17 protein-coding genes (1 of these 17 running past the window's edge) are annotated in these 18,442 nt (G+C 71.4%); 7 read left to right on the top strand and 10 right to left on the bottom strand.

The annotated features are described in order from the left end of the window. Nucleotides 1-524, bottom strand: partial view of a DNA-3-methyladenine glycosylase gene (locus AB6L24_RS10970; protein ID WP_405654621.1) — the 5' portion only. The gene continues 118 nt to the left of window position 1, outside the view; the window shows 524 of its 642 coding nt (coding positions 1-524); its start codon is at nt 522-524; the stop codon falls past the left edge of the window. 213 nt (nt 525-737) lie between these two features. Between AB6L24_RS10970 and AB6L24_RS10965 the strand changes: the two genes are divergently transcribed. The 3 genes from AB6L24_RS10965 to AB6L24_RS10955 all read left to right on the top strand — a co-directional run bounded on the left by AB6L24_RS10965 (nt 738) and on the right by AB6L24_RS10955 (nt 2,841). Further along, nucleotides 738-1,520 (top strand): sporulation protein, encoded by a 783-nt coding sequence (locus AB6L24_RS10965; RefSeq protein WP_405654619.1) that lies wholly within the window; start codon nt 738-740, stop codon nt 1,518-1,520. 64 nt (nt 1,521-1,584) lie between these two features. Next, nucleotides 1,585-2,124 carry a YbhB/YbcL family Raf kinase inhibitor-like protein gene (locus AB6L24_RS10960; protein ID WP_405654617.1) on the top strand — a complete coding sequence of 180 codons (540 nt, stop codon included), beginning with the start codon at nt 1,585-1,587 and terminating at the stop codon, nt 2,122-2,124. Nucleotides 2,125-2,334: 210 nt separating this feature from the next. Next, nucleotides 2,335-2,841, top strand: coding sequence for an HNH endonuclease (locus tag AB6L24_RS10955; protein ID WP_030361391.1), 507 nt, complete (start codon nt 2,335-2,337; stop codon nt 2,839-2,841). A gap of 93 nt (nt 2,842-2,934) precedes the next feature. Here AB6L24_RS10955 and AB6L24_RS10950 read toward each other — a convergent pair whose 3' ends face one another. From AB6L24_RS10950 to AB6L24_RS10940, 3 genes are all read right to left on the bottom strand, one after another. Continuing rightward, nucleotides 2,935-3,891 (bottom strand): SPFH domain-containing protein, encoded by a 957-nt coding sequence (locus tag AB6L24_RS10950; RefSeq protein ID WP_380850977.1) that lies wholly within the window; start codon nt 3,889-3,891, stop codon nt 2,935-2,937. 200 nt (nt 3,892-4,091) lie between these two features. Continuing rightward, nucleotides 4,092-4,520, bottom strand: a complete 429-nt coding sequence (locus tag AB6L24_RS10945; protein WP_193560790.1) for an NfeD family protein — start codon at nt 4,518-4,520, stop codon at nt 4,092-4,094. 48 nt (nt 4,521-4,568) lie between these two features. Then, nucleotides 4,569-5,360, bottom strand: coding sequence for an ABC transporter ATP-binding protein (locus tag AB6L24_RS10940; RefSeq protein WP_380850980.1), 792 nt, complete (start codon nt 5,358-5,360; stop codon nt 4,569-4,571). Between the two features lie 130 nt (nt 5,361-5,490). On the opposite strand from AB6L24_RS10940, the gene AB6L24_RS10935 reads away from it, so the two are divergent. Further along, nucleotides 5,491-6,297, top strand: a complete 807-nt coding sequence (locus tag AB6L24_RS10935) for a hypothetical protein (RefSeq protein WP_405654613.1) — start codon at nt 5,491-5,493, stop codon at nt 6,295-6,297. Between the two features lie 133 nt (nt 6,298-6,430). Here the strand turns inward: AB6L24_RS10935 and AB6L24_RS10930 are convergent, their stop codons facing one another. The 4 genes from AB6L24_RS10930 to AB6L24_RS10915 all read right to left on the bottom strand — a co-directional run bounded on the left by AB6L24_RS10930 (nt 6,431) and on the right by AB6L24_RS10915 (nt 9,143). Beyond that, nucleotides 6,431-6,676, bottom strand: coding sequence for a chaplin (locus tag AB6L24_RS10930; protein WP_030361386.1), 246 nt, complete (start codon nt 6,674-6,676; stop codon nt 6,431-6,433). 224 nt (nt 6,677-6,900) lie between these two features. After that, nucleotides 6,901-7,146, bottom strand: a complete 246-nt coding sequence (locus AB6L24_RS10925; RefSeq protein ID WP_405657123.1) for a chaplin — start codon at nt 7,144-7,146, stop codon at nt 6,901-6,903. Between the two features lie 196 nt (nt 7,147-7,342). Next, on the bottom strand, nt 7,343-8,005 hold the full coding sequence (locus tag AB6L24_RS10920; RefSeq protein ID WP_234311340.1) for a response regulator transcription factor: 663 nt from the start codon (nt 8,003-8,005) through the stop codon (nt 7,343-7,345). Beyond that, nucleotides 7,998-9,143 (bottom strand): GAF domain-containing protein, encoded by a 1,146-nt coding sequence (locus AB6L24_RS10915; protein ID WP_405654611.1) that lies wholly within the window; start codon nt 9,141-9,143, stop codon nt 7,998-8,000. The genes AB6L24_RS10920 and AB6L24_RS10915 overlap by 8 nt, the downstream gene beginning before the upstream one ends. Nucleotides 9,144-9,746: 603 nt before the next feature. On the opposite strand from AB6L24_RS10915, the gene AB6L24_RS10910 reads away from it, so the two are divergent. Continuing rightward, a complete protein-coding gene (locus AB6L24_RS10910) occupies nt 9,747-10,439 on the top strand; it encodes a transglycosylase SLT domain-containing protein (RefSeq protein WP_405654609.1) in 693 nt (230 codons plus the stop codon). A 102-nt stretch (nt 10,440-10,541) separates the two neighbouring features. Here the strand turns inward: AB6L24_RS10910 and AB6L24_RS10905 are convergent, their stop codons facing one another. Further along, nucleotides 10,542-13,184: an FHA domain-containing protein gene (locus tag AB6L24_RS10905; RefSeq protein WP_405654606.1), complete on the bottom strand. Its 2,643-nt coding sequence runs from the start codon at nt 13,182-13,184 to the stop codon at nt 10,542-10,544. Between the two features lie 368 nt (nt 13,185-13,552). On the opposite strand from AB6L24_RS10905, the gene AB6L24_RS10900 reads away from it, so the two are divergent. Next, a complete protein-coding gene (locus AB6L24_RS10900) occupies nt 13,553-15,526 on the top strand; it encodes a streptophobe family protein (RefSeq protein WP_405654604.1) in 1,974 nt (657 codons plus the stop codon). An 883-nt stretch (nt 15,527-16,409) separates the two neighbouring features. Beyond that, nucleotides 16,410-17,666 carry a phosphoserine phosphatase SerB gene (gene serB / locus AB6L24_RS10895; protein ID WP_405654602.1) on the top strand — a complete coding sequence of 419 codons (1,257 nt, stop codon included), beginning with the start codon at nt 16,410-16,412 and terminating at the stop codon, nt 17,664-17,666. A gap of 146 nt (nt 17,667-17,812) precedes the next feature. Here serB and AB6L24_RS10890 read toward each other — a convergent pair whose 3' ends face one another. Then, complete coding sequence (locus AB6L24_RS10890; protein WP_405654600.1) at nt 17,813-18,331, bottom strand: SixA phosphatase family protein; 519 nt, start codon at nt 18,329-18,331, stop codon at nt 17,813-17,815. Between the last annotated feature and the right edge of the window lie 111 nt (nt 18,332-18,442).

Below are 18,442 nucleotides of genomic sequence, written 5' to 3'. Positions count from 1 at the left end.
TTCCTGACCTGGTCGGGGTCTATAGGAGTGCCGGTGAGGACGCTCAGGGGCGCGTCGGGGCCCGCGCAGACGTCGGTGCCGTCGAGGCGTCGGTCCACGTCGAGAGCGGTGGCCAGGCGGGCGGGGCCTTTGGCCAGTTCCTTGTCGTTGCGGGCCGAGAGTCGACGTACACGAGCGAGTTCCGCGCCCTCGGTGATCTCGCCGGCCCGCAGCAGGACACCGCTCGCCGTCCCCTCCGGACCGCACACCAGGTTGAGGCAGTGCCACATCCCGTAGGTGAAGTAGACGTAGGCGTGGCCGGGCGGGCCGAACATCACGCCGTTGCGGGCCGTGCGGCCGCGATAGGCGTGGGAGCCGGGGTCCACCTCGCCCGCGTAGGCCTCGACCTCCGTGAGGCGCAGCTCGATCGGGCCGTCCGGGGTCTCGCGCACCAGGACGCGGCCGAGCAGGTCGGGCGCCACCTCGAGGACGGGGCGGTCGAAGAAGTCTCGGGGCAGGGGCGTACGGTCAGGGGCCGCGATCATGCCATAGGAGCGTAGTGCACCGAACGTGTACGGGTTTGGCGTGGAGGGTGGCCCGGGAGCCGTCGCGCAGGAAGGGTGTGGCGCGAGGCACCGGTGCGGAACCGCGCGCGGGCCGCTTGCGTTGGTACGTAATCGAAGGTCGATCGACGATCAGCAAGGTCGACGATCGGCCGATCCAGTCAACACCACAGGCGGGGCCTGGGGAGGAGAGTCATGGGGTTCAAGAAGCTGCTGGCGAGTCTGGGTGCCGGTGGGGCCTCCGTCGAGACGGTGCTGACCGAGGCCAACGTCGTGCCGGGCGGTGTCGTCCAGGGCGAGGTGCGCATCCAGGGCGGGAACGTCGACCAGCAGATCGAGGCGCTGTCCGTGGGGCTGCAGGCGCGCGTCGAGGTCGAGGGCAACGACCAGGAGGTCAAGCAGGACATCGAGTTCACCAAGCAGCGGCTCGGCGGTGCCTTCGAGCTGAAGGCGAACGCGGTGCACGCGGTGCCGTTCGGGCTCGACATCCCCTGGGAGACGCCCATCACCCACTTCGCCGGGCGGCAGCTGCACGGCATGAACATCGGTGTGACCACGGAGCTGGAGATCGCCCGCGCGGTCGACTCCGGTGACCTGGACCCGGTGAACGTGCACCCGCTGCCGGCGCAGCAGGCGATCCTCGACGCCTTCGGCCAGCTCGGCTTCCGCTTCAAGAGCGCGGACATGGAGCGCGGCCACATCCGCGGCACCCGGCAGAAGCTGCCGTTCTACCAGGAGATCGAGTTCTTCCCGCCGGAGAAGTACCACGGCCTGAACCAGGTCGAGCTGACCTTCGTCTCGGACGACCGCGAGATGGACGTCGTCCTGGAGATGGACAAGAAGCCGGGCCTGTTCAGCGAGGGCAGTGACTCGTACAAGTCCTTCAAGGTCGGGCTCAACGACTTCCAGGGCACGGACTGGGCGGCGTACCTCAACGAGTGGCTGTCCCACGTCGGCAGCAAGCGCAACTGGTTCTAGGCTCGTCGGCGGCGAGCGATCGCCGTACAAGGAACCGAACCGGAACCGATCAGGAGGTGCCTACGTGACCGAGGTCAAGAGGCCGCCGCTGCCCCATGACTTCCACCCGCCCGTGCCGTCGTTCACGGTCGCGAGCGCGGACTTCGAGCCGGGCGCTGTGCTCAAGGACGCCCAGGTGTACGCGGCCGGGAACACCTCGCCGCACCTGCGGTGGGAGGGCTTCCCGCCGGAGACGAAGAGCTTCGCCGTGACCTGCTTCGACCCGGACGCCCCGACGGGGAGCGGGTTCTGGCACTGGTCGGTGTTCGACATCCCGGCCTCGGTGACGGAGCTGCCCGTCGGCGCCGGCAGCGGCACGTTCGATGGCCTCCCGGAGAGCGCGGTGCAGGTGCGCAACGACTACGGGACGAAGGACTTCGGTGGCGCCGCCCCGCCGCCCGGTGACCCGGCGCACCGCTATGTGTTCACCGTGTACGCGGTCGACCAGGAGAAGCTCGGCCCGGACTCGGACGCGTCACCGGCCGTCGTCGGCTTCAACCTGCGATTCCACACGCTGGCCCGCGCTTCCGTCGTCGCGGAGTACGCGGCGGTCGCCGACAGTTAGTCACGCGACGGTCGCCGATGGTGAATCGCTGCCCAGCGTGAACCGTCCGCGCTCACATCAGCTCAGCGTTCATTGAACGTTTGCCCGCCCCTGGTCTTGGAAGTGATCAGGGGCGGGCATCTTTTATTGCGTTGTCCTACCCGGCGTGCCCGGCCAGAGTTGATCCAAGCCCGCCAGGGGGTGGGCCGGTGCACACGGGAGGTGGGCGAGATGCGGGACACGCTGGTGCTGAACGCGAGCTTCGAGCCGCTGTCGACGGTGACGCTGAATCGCGCCGTCGTACTGGTGCTGCAGGACAAGGCCGTTGTCGAGCAGGCCCACCCCGCGCTGCGCGTGCGCGCCGCCGCCGTCGAGCTTCCGGTGCCGCGGGTGATCAGGTTGTGCAGGTATGTACGGGTGCCCTTCCGAAGACGGGCTCCGTGGTCGCGGCGCGGAGTCCTGGTGCGGGACCAGCACCGGTGTGCGTACTGCGGCAGACGCGCGACGACCGTGGACCACGTGGTGCCGCGTTCCCAGGGCGGCGCGGACTCGTGGATGAACACGGTGGCGTCGTGCGCGGTGGACAACCACCGCAAGGCCGACCGCACCCCTGAGCAGGCCGGGATGCCGCTGCTCCGGCAGCCCTTCGAGCCGACCCCGGCGGACGCGATGCTGCTCACCCTCGGGCGGGACGGGTACGAGGCCCTGCCGGACTGGCTGGCGCAGCCCGCAGCGTGAGCGGTGCGCCGCTGATGTGACCCGTGCGTACGACTGTGGGGCCGCCCTCCTCCGGGAGGGCGGCCCCACAGTCGTACGTCCAGGCAGTCGCTGTCAGTCGATCGGCGGCTGTTCGCGGCGCTCCACGCCGCCGGAGCTCTTGGCCGCTCCCCCGCCGCCGGAGCCGCCGCCCGAGAGCGGGCCGAAGTTGCCGAGCGCGCCGCCGAGGCCCTTGAGGGCGTCGCCGATCTCGCTGGGCACGATCCAGAGCTTGTTGGCGTCGCCCTCGGCGATCTTCGGGAGCATCTGGAGGTACTGGTAGGAGAGGAGCTTCTGGTCCGGGTCGCCCGCGTGGATGGACTCGAAGACCGTGCGGATCGCCTGGGCCTCGCCCTCGGCGCGCAGGGCCGCGGCCCGTGCCTCACCTTCGGCGCGCAGGATCGCGGACTGCTTCTCGCCCTCGGCGCGCAGGATCTCGGACTGGCGGACACCCTCGGCCTGGAGGATCGCGGCGCGCTTGTCACGGTCGGCGCGCATCTGCTTCTCCATCGAGTCCTGGATGGAGGTGGGCGGCTCGATCGCCTTCAGCTCGACGCGGTTGACGCGGATGCCCCACTTGCCGGTGGCCTCGTCGAGGACGCCGCGCAGGGCCGCGTTGATCTCCTCGCGCGAGGTCAGGGTCCGCTCCAGGTCCATGCCACCGATGATGTTGCGCAGGGTGGTGACGGTGAGCTGCTCGATCGCCTGGATGTAGCTGGCGACCTCGTACGTCGCGGCGCGGGCGTCGGTGACCTGGTAGTAGATGACCGTGTCGATGTTCACGACCAGGTTGTCCTGGGTGATCACCGGCTGGGGCGGGAAGGGGACGACCTGCTCACGCAGGTCGATGCGGTTGCGGATGGAGTCGATGAACGGGACGACGATGTTCAGGCCCGCGTTCAGCGTGCGGGTGTAGCGGCCGAAGCGCTCCACGATGGCGGCGCTGGCCTGCGGGATGACCTGGATCGTCTTGATCAGGGCGATGAAGACCAGCACCACCAGAATGATCAGGACGATGATGATTGGTTCCATCGTGGTTCCCCGTACCCTTCTTGCTTCGGTGTTCGCGGATTGCTGCGGTGTCCCGGAAGATCTTGGGATCTCGCCGGTCGAGTCTGTCAGAACGGCGCGCGGCCCGTGGGCCGTTCGGATCACCTGCCGTCAGGAGCCGTCACCTCAACGGCAGTTGGGCCCCGGAGTCGGCGCCCCGACCGCGCGCAACTGACCCGCGGTCAGATCACCACGGCCGTCGCTCCGTCGATCTCGACCACGTCCACCTCCTGGCCCGCCTCGAAGCTCTGCTCGGTGTCGAGCGGCCGCGCCGACCAGATCTCCCCCGCCAGCTTGATGCGCCCGCCGGAGGCGTCGACGCGCTCCATGACGACGGCCGATCTGCCCTTCAACGCCTCGACCCCGCTGACGAGTTCGGGCCGCTGGGAGCGGTGCCGGGCGGCGATCGGGCGTACCACCGCGATGAGCGCGACCGACACGACGGCGAAGACCACGGCCTGCAGGGCCACTCCGCCGCCGAGGCCCGCGGTCACGGCGGCGGCGACCGCCCCGACGGCGAGCATGCCGAACTCCGGCATCGCGGTCATTACCAGCGGGATTCCGAGGGCGACCGCGCCGATCAGCCACCACACCCATGCGTCCATGTCCACATGGTCATGGTAGGACCGCGGGTCCCCTTACCGACAGGGCGTGCGCGATCAGCTGAGCGGCAGGCCCTGGGCCGACCAGCGGTCGCCGCGCTGCTCGACGACCAGCGGCAGGCCGAAGCAGAGGGAGAGGTTGCGCGAGGTCAGCTCGAGCTCCAGCGGGCCCGCGGCCATGACCTTGCCCTGGCGGATCATCAGGACGTGCGTGAAGCCCGGGGCGATCTCCTCGACGTGGTGCGTGACCATGATCATGGAGGGGGCGATGGGGTCGCGGGCGAGCCGGCCGAGGCGGCGGACGAGGTCCTCGCGGCCGCCGAGGTCGAGGCCCGCGGCGGGCTCGTCGAGGAGCAGCAGCTCGGGGTCGGTCATCAGGGCGCGGGCGATGAGGGTGCGCTTGCGCTCGCCCTCGGAGAGGGTGCCGAAGCGGCGGTCCAGGTACTCGCTCATGCCGAGGCGGTCGAGGAAGGCGCGGGCGCGCTGCTCGTCGATGTCCTCGTAGTCCTCGTGCCAGCCGGCCGTCATGCCGTACGCCGCCGTGAGGACCGTCTGCAGGACGGTCTGGCTCTTGGGGAGCTTGTCGGCCATGGCGATGCCGGCCATGCCGATGCGCGGGCGCAGCTCGAAGACGTCGACCTTGCCGAGCTGCTCGCCGAGGATGGTGGCGGTGCCCTTGCTCGGGAAGAGGTAGCTGGACGCGACATTGAGGAGGGTGGTCTTGCCGGCGCCGTTCGGGCCGAGGATGACCCAGCGCTCCCCCTCCTTGACCGACCAGGAGACCTGGTCCACCAGAGCCCGGCCCTCTCGGACCACGGATGCGTCCTTAAGCTCCAGTACATCGCTCATGAGCGCGTTGTCTCCCATTGCAGTCTCGGTGTCGCTCGCGTGTGCCCGCGTCTGTGGACGCGGCCCCCGGATAAAACCTACGCCACCGGCCGACCGTTCCCGTGCCGAGCCCGGTCCTTAGGCTGTGTGCATGCTCTCGGAACCACGCTCAGGACGCTTGGCCGCTTGGGGGAACGCCCTTTTGGCCGGACTTGTTTCACCCGATGACGCGGTGCACGCGATCGTGGGCGACGACGCGGTGCACCGGGTCGACGGCCTGCCCGGCGAGTCGGCCCCGGTCGGCCTGACACTCGCGCTCGGCCGGTTGCGCGCGCTCGGCGTGACGGGGCTTCGGGTGGCGCTGCCCGCGCCGGGCCATCCGCTCGGCCTGAGCGGGCCGCCCGCCTTCAACGAGCGCGCCCTGGAGGCCGAGGAGGCGGTGGTCGCGACGGGCGCTCCGTACGGCTTGGTGCCGGAGGTGACCGAGGCGGGGCCCCAGGACGCCGTCGACGCCGCGGACGTCCATGTGGAGGTCGTGTGGCACTGTCTGCCGGTGCGGGAGGCGCCGCCCGCGGATGTGCCGTCGCTGGGCGAGGCGGAGCGGGAGCTCGCGGACGCGCTGCGGGAGGCCACGGAGGTCCTCGCGCGCCTTGACGTGGCGGCTTCGGGGCCGGTCGCGGAGGCCGCGATCGACGCGTACCGGGCGCGGGCGGAGCGGGGGCGCGAGGCGCTCGCCCCGGGGTATCCGCCGCGTGCGGTGCGGGTGTTGGAGCTGGCGCAGCGGGTCGGGCTGCTGATCTCGGTGGCGTACGAGAACGGGCACGGCGGTGCGGTGAGCGCGTCGCAGATGGGGGCGCGGGCGGAGGCGCTGCGGCCGGTGGAGCGGGTGGCGCGGCGGGCGCAGGTGGCCGCGTACAACGCCTATGTGGAGGAGCGGGAGCGGGGCGAGGGGCGGTAGGGCCTGCCGGGGGCAGATGTGCCGGAGGGGCAGATGTGCCGAGGGCCCCGCGGACCGGGTGGTCCGCGGGGCCCTCTGCCCGTGGGGTGGGGTGTGCCCGGCCCCGGGGGCGGCTAGCCCAGAGGGCTCGGTGTCACTTGTTGACCGTCTCGTTGGCGAAGGCCGGGTTCAGGATGCCGACCACGTTCACGCTGTTGCCGGAGGCGTTCACCGGGACGTGCACGGGCACCTGGACCAGGTTGCCGGAGCCGACGCCCGGGGACTTGGTGGTGGCGCCGTTGGCGTCGGCACCGGACGTGGCGACGGCGGCTCCGGCGGAGGCGCCCGCGGCGATACCGGCGACGGCGACGGCCAGGGCGGCCTTCTTGGCGATGTTCATGGGTGTGTTCCTTCTGATGACGGGGTGACCCCGGCTGTGGGGTCAGGGGGTGTGCGTCGTGGCAGCGGGGGTGCCGGGGATCCGGTGGAGTCCGGGGGTCCCGGGGACGCGGAGGGTGCCTGGAAGGCGGCGGGCGAGAACGCGACCGGCCCTGCGTGCGGGGTGCGGGCGGGGCCGGTCGGCCGCGGCGGCGGTCGCGTGACCGCCGGATCGCGCGGGTGCGATCAGATGTTCTCGCAGACGTTGCCGAACGTCGGGTTCAGGATGCCGACGACGGAGACGCTGTTGCCGCAGGCGTTCACCGGGATGTGGACCGGGGCCTGGATCAGGTTGCCGGAGACGACGCCGGGGGAGTTCTTCGCCTCACCGTTGGCGTCGGAGCCACCGTGGGCGGAGGCGATGCCGGCACCGGCGGCGACCAGGCCACCGGCCACCATCGTGACAGCGGCGGCCTTCTTGAGGTTCTTCACTTCTTGGATCCTCCTGAGCGGAAGCTGCGGCCAGCCGCCGCAGCACGCACTGGAGAACGCCGGGGCGCCGATCGGGATGCGCCGAACGGGGGACATCCACACGACGGTATGAATCTCAGCCCGGAACGCGACGATCCGTGCTGACTCGGCGCGCGCCGCGAGGACCTGCGGGGAACGGCCCCGAGGACCTGCGGGATCAGCCCGCGACGCCGTGGCGCACGGCCCACAGGGCGGCCTGGGTGCGGTCGGCGAGGTCCAGCTTCATGAGGATGTTCGAGACATGTGTCTTGACGGTCTTCTCGGACAGGACGAGGGCGCGGGCGATCTCGCGGTTCGAGCGGCCGTCCGCGATCAGGCCGAGCACCTCCCGCTCCCGCTCGGTGAGGGAGCCGCCCCTGCCCTGCGAGCTGTTCGCCTCCTCCTGGGACAGCAGGGCGCCCGCCACCTCCGGCTGGAGCAGCACGTGCCCCGCGTGCACGGAGCGGATGGCTCCGGCGAGGGCGTCGGGGTCCACGTCCTTGTACACATAGCCCGCCGCGCCCGCGCGCAGGGCCGGGACGACCGTGCGCTGCTCGGTGAAGCTCGTGACGATCAGCACGCGCGCGGGGTTGTCCAGCTCGCGCAGCTTCCGGAGCGCCTCGACGCCGTCCATGCCGGGCATCTTGACGTCCATCAGGACGACGTCCGGTTTCAGCTCCTGTGCGGCAGCGACGCCCTCGGCGCCGTCGGAGGCCTCGCCGACGACCTCGATGTCCTCCTGGATCTCCAGGAACGTGCGCAGGCCGCGGCGGACGACCTGGTGGTCGTCGACCAGCAGCACCCGGATCCCTGCCTTCGAATTGAGCGCGGCGTCAGCCACCGGGGACCTCCATCTCGATCGTCGTGCCCTTGCCGGGCTCCGACTCCACGGTCAGCCGTCCGCCGACCCCGCCCGCCCGGTCCCGCATGGAGACCAGGCCCAAGTGCCGCCCGGCGCGCCGGATGGCTCGCGGGTCGAATCCCTTGCCGTCGTCCGTGATCCGCAGCACCGCTCCGGGGCCGCGTTTCTCCAGGGCGACGGCGACGTGCTCCGCCTCCGCGTGCCGCAGGGCGTTGTGCAGAGCCTCCTGGGCGACCCGGAGCATGGCCTCCTCCTGGGAGGCGGGCAGGGCGCGCACGCCGCCGCTCCCGAAGGTGACGGTGGCGGAGTGGGCGCGGTCGAGGACCTGGATGTGGGTCCGCAGGGTCGCCACCAGGCCGTCCTCGTCGAGGGCGGCGGGGCGCAGCTCCACGACGGCGGCGCGCAGCTCGTCGGCGGCCTCCGCGGCGAGCTGGGCGACCTGCTGGAGCTCGTCCTTCGCGCGCGTGGGGTCGCGGTCCACCAGCGCGGCCGCGGCCTGGGCGGTCAGGCGCAGGGAGAAGAGCTTCTGGCTGACGGCGTCGTGCAGCTCGTGGGCGAGGCGGGAGCGCTCCTCGGCGATGGTCAGCTCGCGGCTGCGCTCGTAGAGCCGGGCGTTGGTCAGGGCGATGGCGGCGTGCTGGGCGAGGATCGAGAGGAGTTCCTCGTCGTCCGCGTCGAAGCCGCAGCCGCCGGTGGGCTTGGCGCACTTCTTGTTCGCCAGGAACAGGGCGCCGAGGGTCTCGTCGCCGTACCGGATGGGCAGGCCGAGGAAGTCGGACATGTCCGGGTGGGCGGACGGCCAGCCCTCGAAGCGGGGGTCCTCGCGCACGTCCGCGAGGCGCTCGGGCTCGGCCTTGCAGAGCATCGCGGCGAGGATGCCGTGCTGGCGCGGGAGCGGGCCGATGGCCTTCCACTGCTCGTCGCTGACGCCGTCGACGACGAACTGGGCGAAGCCGCCGTGGTCGTCGGGGACCCCCAGCGCCGCGTACTCGGCGTCGAGCAGCTCGCGGGCGGAGGCGACGATCGTCTTGAGGACGTCGCGCACCTCCAGCTGGCTGCTCATCGCGAGCAGGGCCGAGCTGACCGCGTACAGCCCGGATCGGGGTCCTTGACTCATGGGACAACCGTACCGGCGGGGTGTGACAGTGCGTATCCGACCTGTGGCGGCCGGGCTCTAGGACCTGGGCCCTAGGCCCTGCGGCCGGTTCGCCCCCGGTTCGCCCCCCGAGCTGCGGGATCCGGGCGGAGGCGTTATTACACGCGCGCGGACGGGCGGGCACGCGGGAGGTATACGGAGGGCCGGGGCCGTGCGGGGGGACCCGGGCGGTACGTCCCCTCTGCCTGTGGCATGAGGGCCGTGGCGCGGACGTCCTACCTGCGGAGGAGTTTGCTCACTGACCGCATTGCTACCGCAACTGATGGTGAGACTGTTACGCGCCCGATGTGAGCCCGCGCATAGGACGCACATCACGTACGAAGCCCCCTAGTGGACGTCCGGGCCCCGTAAAGGAGGGCTAAGTGTGGACATTGGGGCCGTCGGCGGACCCCCTGATCCACTATCGGGCTTCGTACGTCACTCCTTTGCCACAGAATTTTGCGCCCGCTAAGAATTGCTCCCGTCGCTCGGCGCCGCGGTCCTCGCACCGCGGCGTTTTGCCGGAAGCAACCTGTCCCCACCGGTTCAGAGCGGCCTCCCGATTTACGAAGAGGTCCACCTGCCATGTCCCAGCGCACCCCCTCTGGTCATAGTCGCTCCACGCTGACCAAGAACCAGAAGTTCTCGATCGCCGGTGTCGCCACCCTCGGTGCCGCCGCCCTCGCCTTCTCGATCGTGCCGGGCAGCTCCGACGACGCCCGGACCGCGCAGACCGAGGCCCTCGGCGCCCGCTCCGCCGCCTGGGCCGCGCCGGCCGACGCCCACGCGAGCGTCAGCAAGCAGCAGGCCAACGCCAGCAAGCGGGCCAAGGACGCCGCCGCGAAGGCCGCGGCCGACAAGAAGGCGGCCGACGAGGCCGCGGCGAAGAAGAAGGCCGAGGACGAGCGCAAGGTCAAGCAGGCCGCGAGCCGCTCCGCCGCCCGCAAGCCCGTCTACGCCAACAACCTCGACGGCTGGATCCGCCAGTCCCTGGACATCATGAAGTCCAAGGGCATCCCCGGCTCGTACGAGGGCCTGCACCGCAACATCATGCGGGAGTCCACGGGCAACCCGAACGCCAAGAACGGCTGGGACATCAACGCCCAGAACGGCACCCCGTCGATCGGCCTGCTCCAGGTCATCCAGCCGACGTTCACCGCGTACCACGTGGACGGCACCTCGACGAACATCTACGACCCGGTCGCCAACATCACGGCCGCGGCCAACTACGCCGCCGACCGCTACGGCTCGATCGACAACGTGAACGGCGCCTACTGAGTCGTACCCCCGGACCTCTTCAGCCGAGGCTCACAGACGCCGAAGGGCGGCACCCCGTGCGGGGTGCCGCCCTTCTTCGCGTCCGGCTCGCGCCGGGAGCGACTACTTGCGCATGACCTCCGGCTCGTGGCGGCGCAGGAAGCGGGCCACGAGGAAGCCGCAGAACGCGCCGAGGGCGAGCAGGGCGGCCATGTCCATCATGTAGGCGCCCGCCTCGTGGTCCCACAGCGGGTCGGTGGCGCCCGGGTCGTCCGGGTTGGGGCTGATCCTGTTGAAGTCCAGCGTGGCGCCGGCGGCCGCGACCGCCCAGCGCGACGGCATCAGGAACGAGAACTGATTGACGCCGACCGTGCCGTGCAGGATGAACAGACAGCCGGTGAACACGACCTGGATGATCGCGAACATGACCAGCAGCGGCATCGTCTTCTCCGCGGTCTTCACCAGGGCGGAGATGATCAGGCCGAACATCATCGAGGTGAAGCCGAGGGCCATGATCGGCAGGGAGAGCTCAAGGAGCACCTGACTGCCGAGGACCAGGCCCTCCTTCGGGATCTCACGGGTGGAGAAGCCGATCACGCCGACGAGCCCGCCCTGAAGGACGGTGATCGCGCCGAGGACGATGACCTTCGACATCAGGTACGCGGACCGGGACAGGCCGGTCGCGCGCTCCCGTTCGTAGATCACCCGTTCCTTGATCAGCTCACGGACCGAGTTGGCGGCGCCCGCGAAACAGGCGCCGACCGCGAGGATCAGCAGCACCGTGGTGGCCGTGCCGTTCGGGATGATCTTGCCGGTCTTCGGGTTCACCACCGGCAGCAGACCCTTGTCCGGGTCGATGAGCAGGCTCACCGCGCCGAGCACCGCGGGCAGGATCACCATCAGCGCCAGGAAGCCCCGGTCGGAGGCGATCACGGACACATAGCGGCGGATCAGGGTGAGCAGCTGCGAGCCCCAGCCCTGCGGCTTGGGCGGCGCGATCGCCTGCGGCGGCGGCATGTGCACGGACTGCGCGGCGACGGCGTCGATGTCCGCGGCGTACATCTGGTAGTGCTGCGAGCCCTTCCAGCGGCCCGCCCAGTCGTAGTCGCGGTAGTTCTCGAAAGCGGAGAAGACGTCGGCCCAGGTGCTGTAGCCGAAGAAGTTCAGGGCCTCCTCGGGCGGGCCGAAGTACGCCACCGAGCCGCCCGGCGCCATCACCAGGAGCTTGTCGCAGATGGCCAGCTCGGCCACCGAGTGCGTGACGACGAGGACCGTGCGGCCGTCGTCGGCGAGGCCGCGCAGGAGCTGCATGACGTCGCGGTCCATGCCCGGGTCCAGGCCGGAGGTCGGCTCGTCCAGGAAGATCAGGGACGGCTTGGTGAGCAGCTCCAGGGCCACCGACACGCGCTTGCGCTGGCCACCGGAGAGAGAGGTGACCTTCTTCTCCTTGTGGATGTCCAGCTTCAGCTCGCGCAGCACCTCGTCTATGCGCTGCGCGCGCTCCTGCTCGCTGGTGTCGGCGGGGAAGCGCAGCTTGGCCGCGTACTTCAGCGCCTTCTTGACGGTCAGCTCCTTGTGCAGGATGTCGTCCTGCGGGACCAGACCGATGCGCTGGCGCAGCTCGGCGAACTGCTTGTACAGGTTCCGGTTGTCGTAGAGGACGTCGCCCTCGTTGGCGGGCCGGTAGCCGGTGAGCGCCTTGAGGAGGGTCGACTTGCCGGAGCCCGAGGGGCCGATGACCGCGATGAGCGACTTCTCCGGGACGCCGAAGGAGACGTCCTTGAGGATCTGCTTGCCGCCGTCGACCGTGACGGTCAGGTGGCGCGCGGAGAAGGAGACGTCACCGGTGTCGACGAACTCCTCGAGGCGGTCGCCGACGACGCGGAACGTCGAGTGGCCGACGCCGACGATGTCGTTCGGGCCGATGAGGACCGTGGACGACTTCGCGATCGGCATGCCGTTGACGTACGTGCCGTTGTGCGAGCCGAGGTCGCGCAGCTCGAAGCGGCCGTCGGGCGTCGACGTGAACTCCGCGTGGTGCCGTGACACCTGGAGGTCGGAGACCACCAGCTCGTTCTCCAGGGCACGACCGATGGTCATCTTTCGGCCAAGCGAGAACTGGTGGTACGTCGTCGGGCTGCGGTCGCCGTAGACCGGTGGGGCCCCCGCCGCACCGCCGGATCCCATGCCCGCGCCCGGGCCCTGCTGCTGCGGCACCTGGTGCGGTGCCTGCTGGTGCTGCGCCGGCGCCTGGCCCTGTTGCTGCCAGGCCTGCTGCTGCGGCATCTGCTGCGGCTGCTGCTGGGGCGCCTGATACTGCTGCGGCGCCTGGTGCTGCGGCTGCTGCCCGGCCCAGCCCTGCGCCTCCTGCTGCCCCGGCTGACCGGCGGCGTGCTGCGGCGGCGCGTACTGCCCCTGCTGCTGCGCGCCCGGCGCGGACACCGCGGCGGCGGCACCCGCGGCGCCACCGGAGAGGATCAGTTGCGGACCGTCCGTCGCGTTGCCCAGATGGACGGCCGAACCCGGCCCGATCTCCATCTGATGGATCCGCTGCCCCTGCACGAAGGTGCCGTTGGTGGAGCCGTGGTCCTCAATGACCCAACTGCGGCCGCCCCAGCTGATCGTCGCGTGCCGCCAGGAGACCCTGGCGTCATCCAGCGCGATGTCACCCTGTGGATCGCGTCCAAGGGTGTATGGCCTGGACGAATCGAGCGTCCAGGTCCTGCCATTCAATTCCAGTACGAGTTCCGGCACTCCATGCCCCACTGAGTTGTCCCCCGAGTTGCCCCCATCATGGGGAGTCTAGGGATGTCGAACATCGGGAGGAACTATTTCAGGCGGAGGCCTCTGACCGAAAGTCGGGCCTTGTGAAGACTGCGTACGAGCCACTATGACTGCCCCGTTGACGGGGCAGATACCGCCCCGGAAAGTAGTAAGGGCTCTCAGCGAGTGCGGATCGCGTGCATACCGCGCATGCCACTCATGTCAGTGATGCCTGGAATGACGGGTATGCGCTCGACGCCTGTCCTCCCGGCGCCCACTGCCGTCCGTGCCATGCCCGTCATGCGCCTCACGGGTTCCCCGGCGCGTCTTCCGTACGAGGAGGGCGACGCGCTGCGAGCTCGGGGGGTCCCATGGAGACCGGCGGACACAAGGACGTACGGCGGGGTGTGCCCTGGGGTGATGCCCTGCTCTCCGCGCTCGCCGCGGTCAGCTGGGCGCTGATCGGCATGGCGGGCACGGCGGCGCTCGGCCTGCATCTGCTCGGGGCGGACTCCGCGGGGTCGCTCGGGCCGATGACGGCCGCGGCGATCGCGCTCGGCGTCGGCGGTTCCGTCACCCCGTCCGGTGACGTGTCGGCCTTCGGCCTCAAGGGCGCGGAGGCGACCACGGCCATCGAGGTCACCCCTCTGGGAGTGAGCCTTGTGGGCGCGGTGCTGCTCTCCTACTTCTTCCGGCGTTCCCTGCGCGGCGCGGGAGTTGTGATCTCACCCGCCGAACTCGTGGCCCGCGCGGGCACGGTGATCGTGCTTTTCCTCGGCATGCTCGGCGGTCTCGCCTGGGCGGGACACGATGTCATCACGATCGACGGCAAACAGCTCGGTATCGACAAGGGAATGGACAAAGGCCTCGACAAAGGTCTGGACAATCTTCCCGACGGTATCGCCGACCGGATTCCCGACGGCCTCAAGGACATCGGCGGCATCGGGGACATCGGCGGACTCCTGCCCGACCGGCTCGGCGACCTCGTCGAGGCGAAGGCCGCGGTGGGCTTCACGGTCGACACCGGGTCCACCCTGCTCGGCGGCGCGCTCTGGGTCGCCGCCGTACTGCTCATCGCCCTCCTCGCCTCCCGCCGCACTCCCCTGCCGCCCGGCCTCGGCGCCCTCCACCGGCTGCTGCGGCCCGCCGCGTCGGCGCTGGTCACCGTGGTCCTGATGGCGGTGGTCGCGGGGCTCACGGCGGCGGCGTACGCGATGATCGGCGACGACAACCCGAAGCGGGTCGCCGGCGGTGCGCTGCTCGGCACGCCGAACGGTGTGTTCCTCGGCCTGCCCGTGGGGCTCTTCGTCCCCTACGACGGCGAGGTGAAGGGGCCCTTGGCGCGCTTCCTGCCGGACCCGGTGGACGACCTGCTGCGCGGCGACAGCAACAAGGCCCTGACCGTGGGGCGGCTCGCCGAGCTGGACAACCGGGTGTGGCTGCTCGCGGTCGCGGCGATCGTCATGATGCTGTTCGCCGGGGTCCTCACCGCCGTCCGCACCCCGCTGGGGCCGGACGCCACCACGGCACGGGACGTCGGCGCCGTCGGCTTCGCCGCCCGCTGCGCCCTGTGGCTCGGGCTCGTCACGGCGGTCGCGCTGCCCCTGATGGCCTGGCTGTCGGGGGTGTCCGCCGACGCCTCGGTGTCGGTACTCGGCTTCGACGGCTTCGGCGCCGGCCTCGAACTGCACGGCAAACTCGGCATGGCGCTGCTCCTGGGAGCCGTGTGGGGCATGGCCGCCGGTGCCGCCGGGGCACTCCTCGCCCGGGCCACCGGGGCGGCCGGGGGCCGTGCGGCGCCGCTGGCGCTCGCGGGCGGCGAGACGGAGGAGGGGGTGCCCGGGGCCGGGCAGCAGCTCGTGCCCGGGGCGCACGCGGCGGGGCCCTATCGGGCGAGCACGCCTTATCGGCCGCCTCGGGCGGAGACCAACCCGTATTTGCGGGTGCCGGAGGAGTTGCGGGATCGGGAGCCGGGGGCCGGGTCGGGGCAGAGGTGGGACCGGGGGGCGGGTCGGGGGTCGGCGTCCGGTCCGGGATCAGGTCCGAGGTCAGGTCCGGGTGCTGGTAGTGGCGGTGCATCGGCCGGGGGCGGGGTGCCTCCGTCTGCGGGCCGAGGGGCGCCGTCGGCGGGCGGGCGTCCGCCGGGGGCCGGTGGGCCTCCGCCCCGGGGCGGTGGGGTGCCTCCGCCGGTGAGCGGGGCGCCCACGGTCGCGGGTCCTGTGGTGCCGCCGGCGGGTGAGGGGTCCGGGCGGGGGCGCCGGGGCGAGGAGGAGTGGCCGCCTCCCCCGCCTCCGCCGCCACCTCCGCCTCCGCCGCCGTCGGGTAGGGGGCCGAGGAAGCGGTAGGGCTGCGGGGTGGGGGTGTTGGGGGTGCTGCGGGGTGGGGGGCGTGGGGTGCGTGGGGCGAGGACCGTCGTGAGGTGAGGGCCGTCGCGGGGTGAGGGCCGTCGCGGGGTGAGGGCCGTCGCGGGGTGAGCGGTGGCGTGGGGGGGCCGCTGGGCGAGGTCCGCTGTGAGGCGAGGGCTGCCGAGGGGGGCGCTGGCGTCGGATGTCGCGAGGCGGGGCCATCGTGAGGTGAGGGCCGCCACAAGGCGAGAGCCGACGTGACCTGGGGCCGCCGAGGGGCGCACGCTGCCGTGAGGTGCCGCGGAGCGGGGGCCACCGCGAACTGAGCGCCGCCGAGAGGCGCCCCGAGGCAGGGCCAACGTGAACTGAGGGCCGCCGCAGGGCGCACGCCGGCGCTGGATGCCGCGACGCAGGGCCAGCGTGAGGTGCCGCAAAGCGACGGCCCGGCCAAGGCGAGCTGCGGGCCGCCGCAGGGGTGCGCGCCGTCTCGGGGTGCCGCGCAGCCGGGACAGCCGTGCGGTGCCGCAAAGCGAGGGCCGCCGTCGCCCGGGGTCGCCGCAGGGCGCGTGCCGCGCCGAGATGCCGCAAGGCGAGAGCCGTCGTGTGGTGCCGCCGGGCCAGGCTGTGCACGGCGCCCTGGGCCGCCGCCAGGACATGGCTCCGTGGGCCGCCGCCAGGACATCGCACCCTGGGCCGCCGCCACGAGACATGGCTCCCTGGGACACCGCCCCCCAGGACCACACCCCCACCGCCCACAGGTGAACACCCGACAGCCCGCCCGAGGCCCCCAGGCAAAGGGACCGCCAGCGTCCGGGGTGGCGCCGTCCGAGGGTCGGACAGGCCCGCCACCAGGCCGACCCGGCCAGATACCGTGGGGATCACCATGAGTGCCTCGACGCCCCCGCCGACCTCCGGCGAGCCCACCGCAGCAGGTCCCGGCGCCTCCGCCGACCTCCCCACCCTTCTGGTCAAGATCTTCGGCAAGGACCGCCCAGGCATCACCGCCGGACTCTTCGACACCCTCGCCGCGTACTCCGTCGATGTCGTCGACATCGAGCAGGTCGTGACCCGTGGCCGGATAGTGCTGTGCGCCCTGGTCACCGCACCGCCGCCCGGCATGGAGGGCGACCTGCGGGCCACCGTCCACAGCTGGGCGGAGTCCGTGAAGCTCCAGGCCGAGATCATCTCGGGCCACGGCGACAACCGCCCGCGCGGCCTCGGCCGCTCCCTGGTGACGGTGCTCGGCCACCCCCTCACCGCGGAGTCGACGGCCGCGATCGCCGCCTGCATCACGGCCACGGGCGGCAACATCGACCGTGTCTTCCGCCTCGCCAAGTACCCGGTCACAGCAGTGGAGTTCGCCGTCTCCGGCACGGAGACCGAGCCGCTGCGCACCGCCCTCGCGACGGAGGCGCACGCCCTCGGCGTGGACATCGCGGTCGTGGCGGCGGGCCTGCACCGCCGCGCCCAGCGCCTGGTCGTGATGGACGTCGACTCGACCCTCATCCAGGACGAGGTGATCGAGCTCTTCGCCGCGCACGCGGGCTGCGAGGAGGAGGTCGCCGCCGTGACCACCGCGGCCATGCGCGGCGAGCTGGACTTCGAGGAGTCGCTGCACGCCCGGGTCGCGCTGCTCAAGGACCTGGACGTGTCCGCCGTGGACAAGGTCAGGACCGAGGTCCGGCTGACCCCCGGCGCCCGTACGCTCATCCGCACCCTCAAGCGCCTCGGCTATCAAGTCGGTGTCGTCTCGGGCGGCTTCACCCAGGTCACCGACGACCTGAAGGAACGTCTCGGCCTGGACTTCGCGCACGCCAACACCCTGGAGATCGTCGACGGCAGGCTCACCGGCAGGGTGACCGGCGAGATCGTCGACCGCGCGGGCAAGGCCCGGCTGCTTCGCCGCTTCGCCGCCGAGGCGGGCGTGCCGCTGGAGCAGACCGTGGCGATCGGCGACGGCGCCAACGACCTGGACATGCTCAACGCCGCCGGCCTGGGCGTCGCCTTCAACGCCAAGCCGATGGTCCGCGAGGCCGCCCACACCGCGGTGAACGTCCCCTTCCTCGACACCGTCCTGTACCTCCTCGGCATCACCCGCGAAGAGGTCGAGGCCGCGGACATGCACCTGGACCAGGACTAAGGGCAGGAGCAGGGGCAGGAGCACGCGGGCCCGGCGTCCCTCGACGCCGGGCCCTTCTCGTGGATCACAGCAGGTCGGATCGGATCGGGCGGGCCCGAGCAGGTCTGAGCAGGTCGGAGCAGGCCAGCGCGGGTGTATCGGTCCTGCTACTCCGACGGCGCCCAGTAGTCCACCAGGGTCGCCGTCCCCGGCTCCAGGCCCTTCCACGACCCGGTGTACGTCAGGACGGCGAACGCCGACGTCGGGAAGCCGCGGCGGTTCATCCGCACCTGGGCGTCGCCCTCGGCATCGCCGCTGAGGACGTCGGCGAGGCCGTGGACGCCGGGGTTGTGGCCGATCAGGATCAGGTCCCTGACGTCGTCCGGGGTTTCGTTGAGCACGGCGATCAGCTCGCCGGGGGACGCCTCGTAGACCCGGTCCTCGTAGACCGTCCGGGGGCGCTGGGTGAGCTCCGGGACGGCGAGCTTCCAGGTCTCACGGGTCCTGGCGGCGGTCGAGCAGAGGGCGAGGTCGAAGGCGATGCCGCTCTCGGCCAGTCTGCGACCGGCCACGGGGGCGTCCCTGCGGCCGCGCTCGGCGAGCGGGCGCTCGTGGTCGGTCACTTGGGGCCAGTCGGCCTTCGCATGCCGGAAGAGGACAATCCTGCGGGGTTCTGCGACGCTCATGCGTCCCAGCTTCGCATGAAACACGCCATCGGGCGCAGGGAGTTGACGGGCTCCGTCAGCACGGGTGACAGGGCTTTCGAAGGGTGACCCACGAGGTCAGGGGCGGTGCCG

Source organism: Streptomyces sp. RK9 (assembly GCF_045070545.1).
GTDB classification, from domain to species: Bacteria; Actinomycetota; Actinomycetes; order Streptomycetales; family Streptomycetaceae; genus Streptomyces; species Streptomyces alboflavus.
This window is presented reverse-complemented; position numbering and strand designations above follow the sequence as displayed.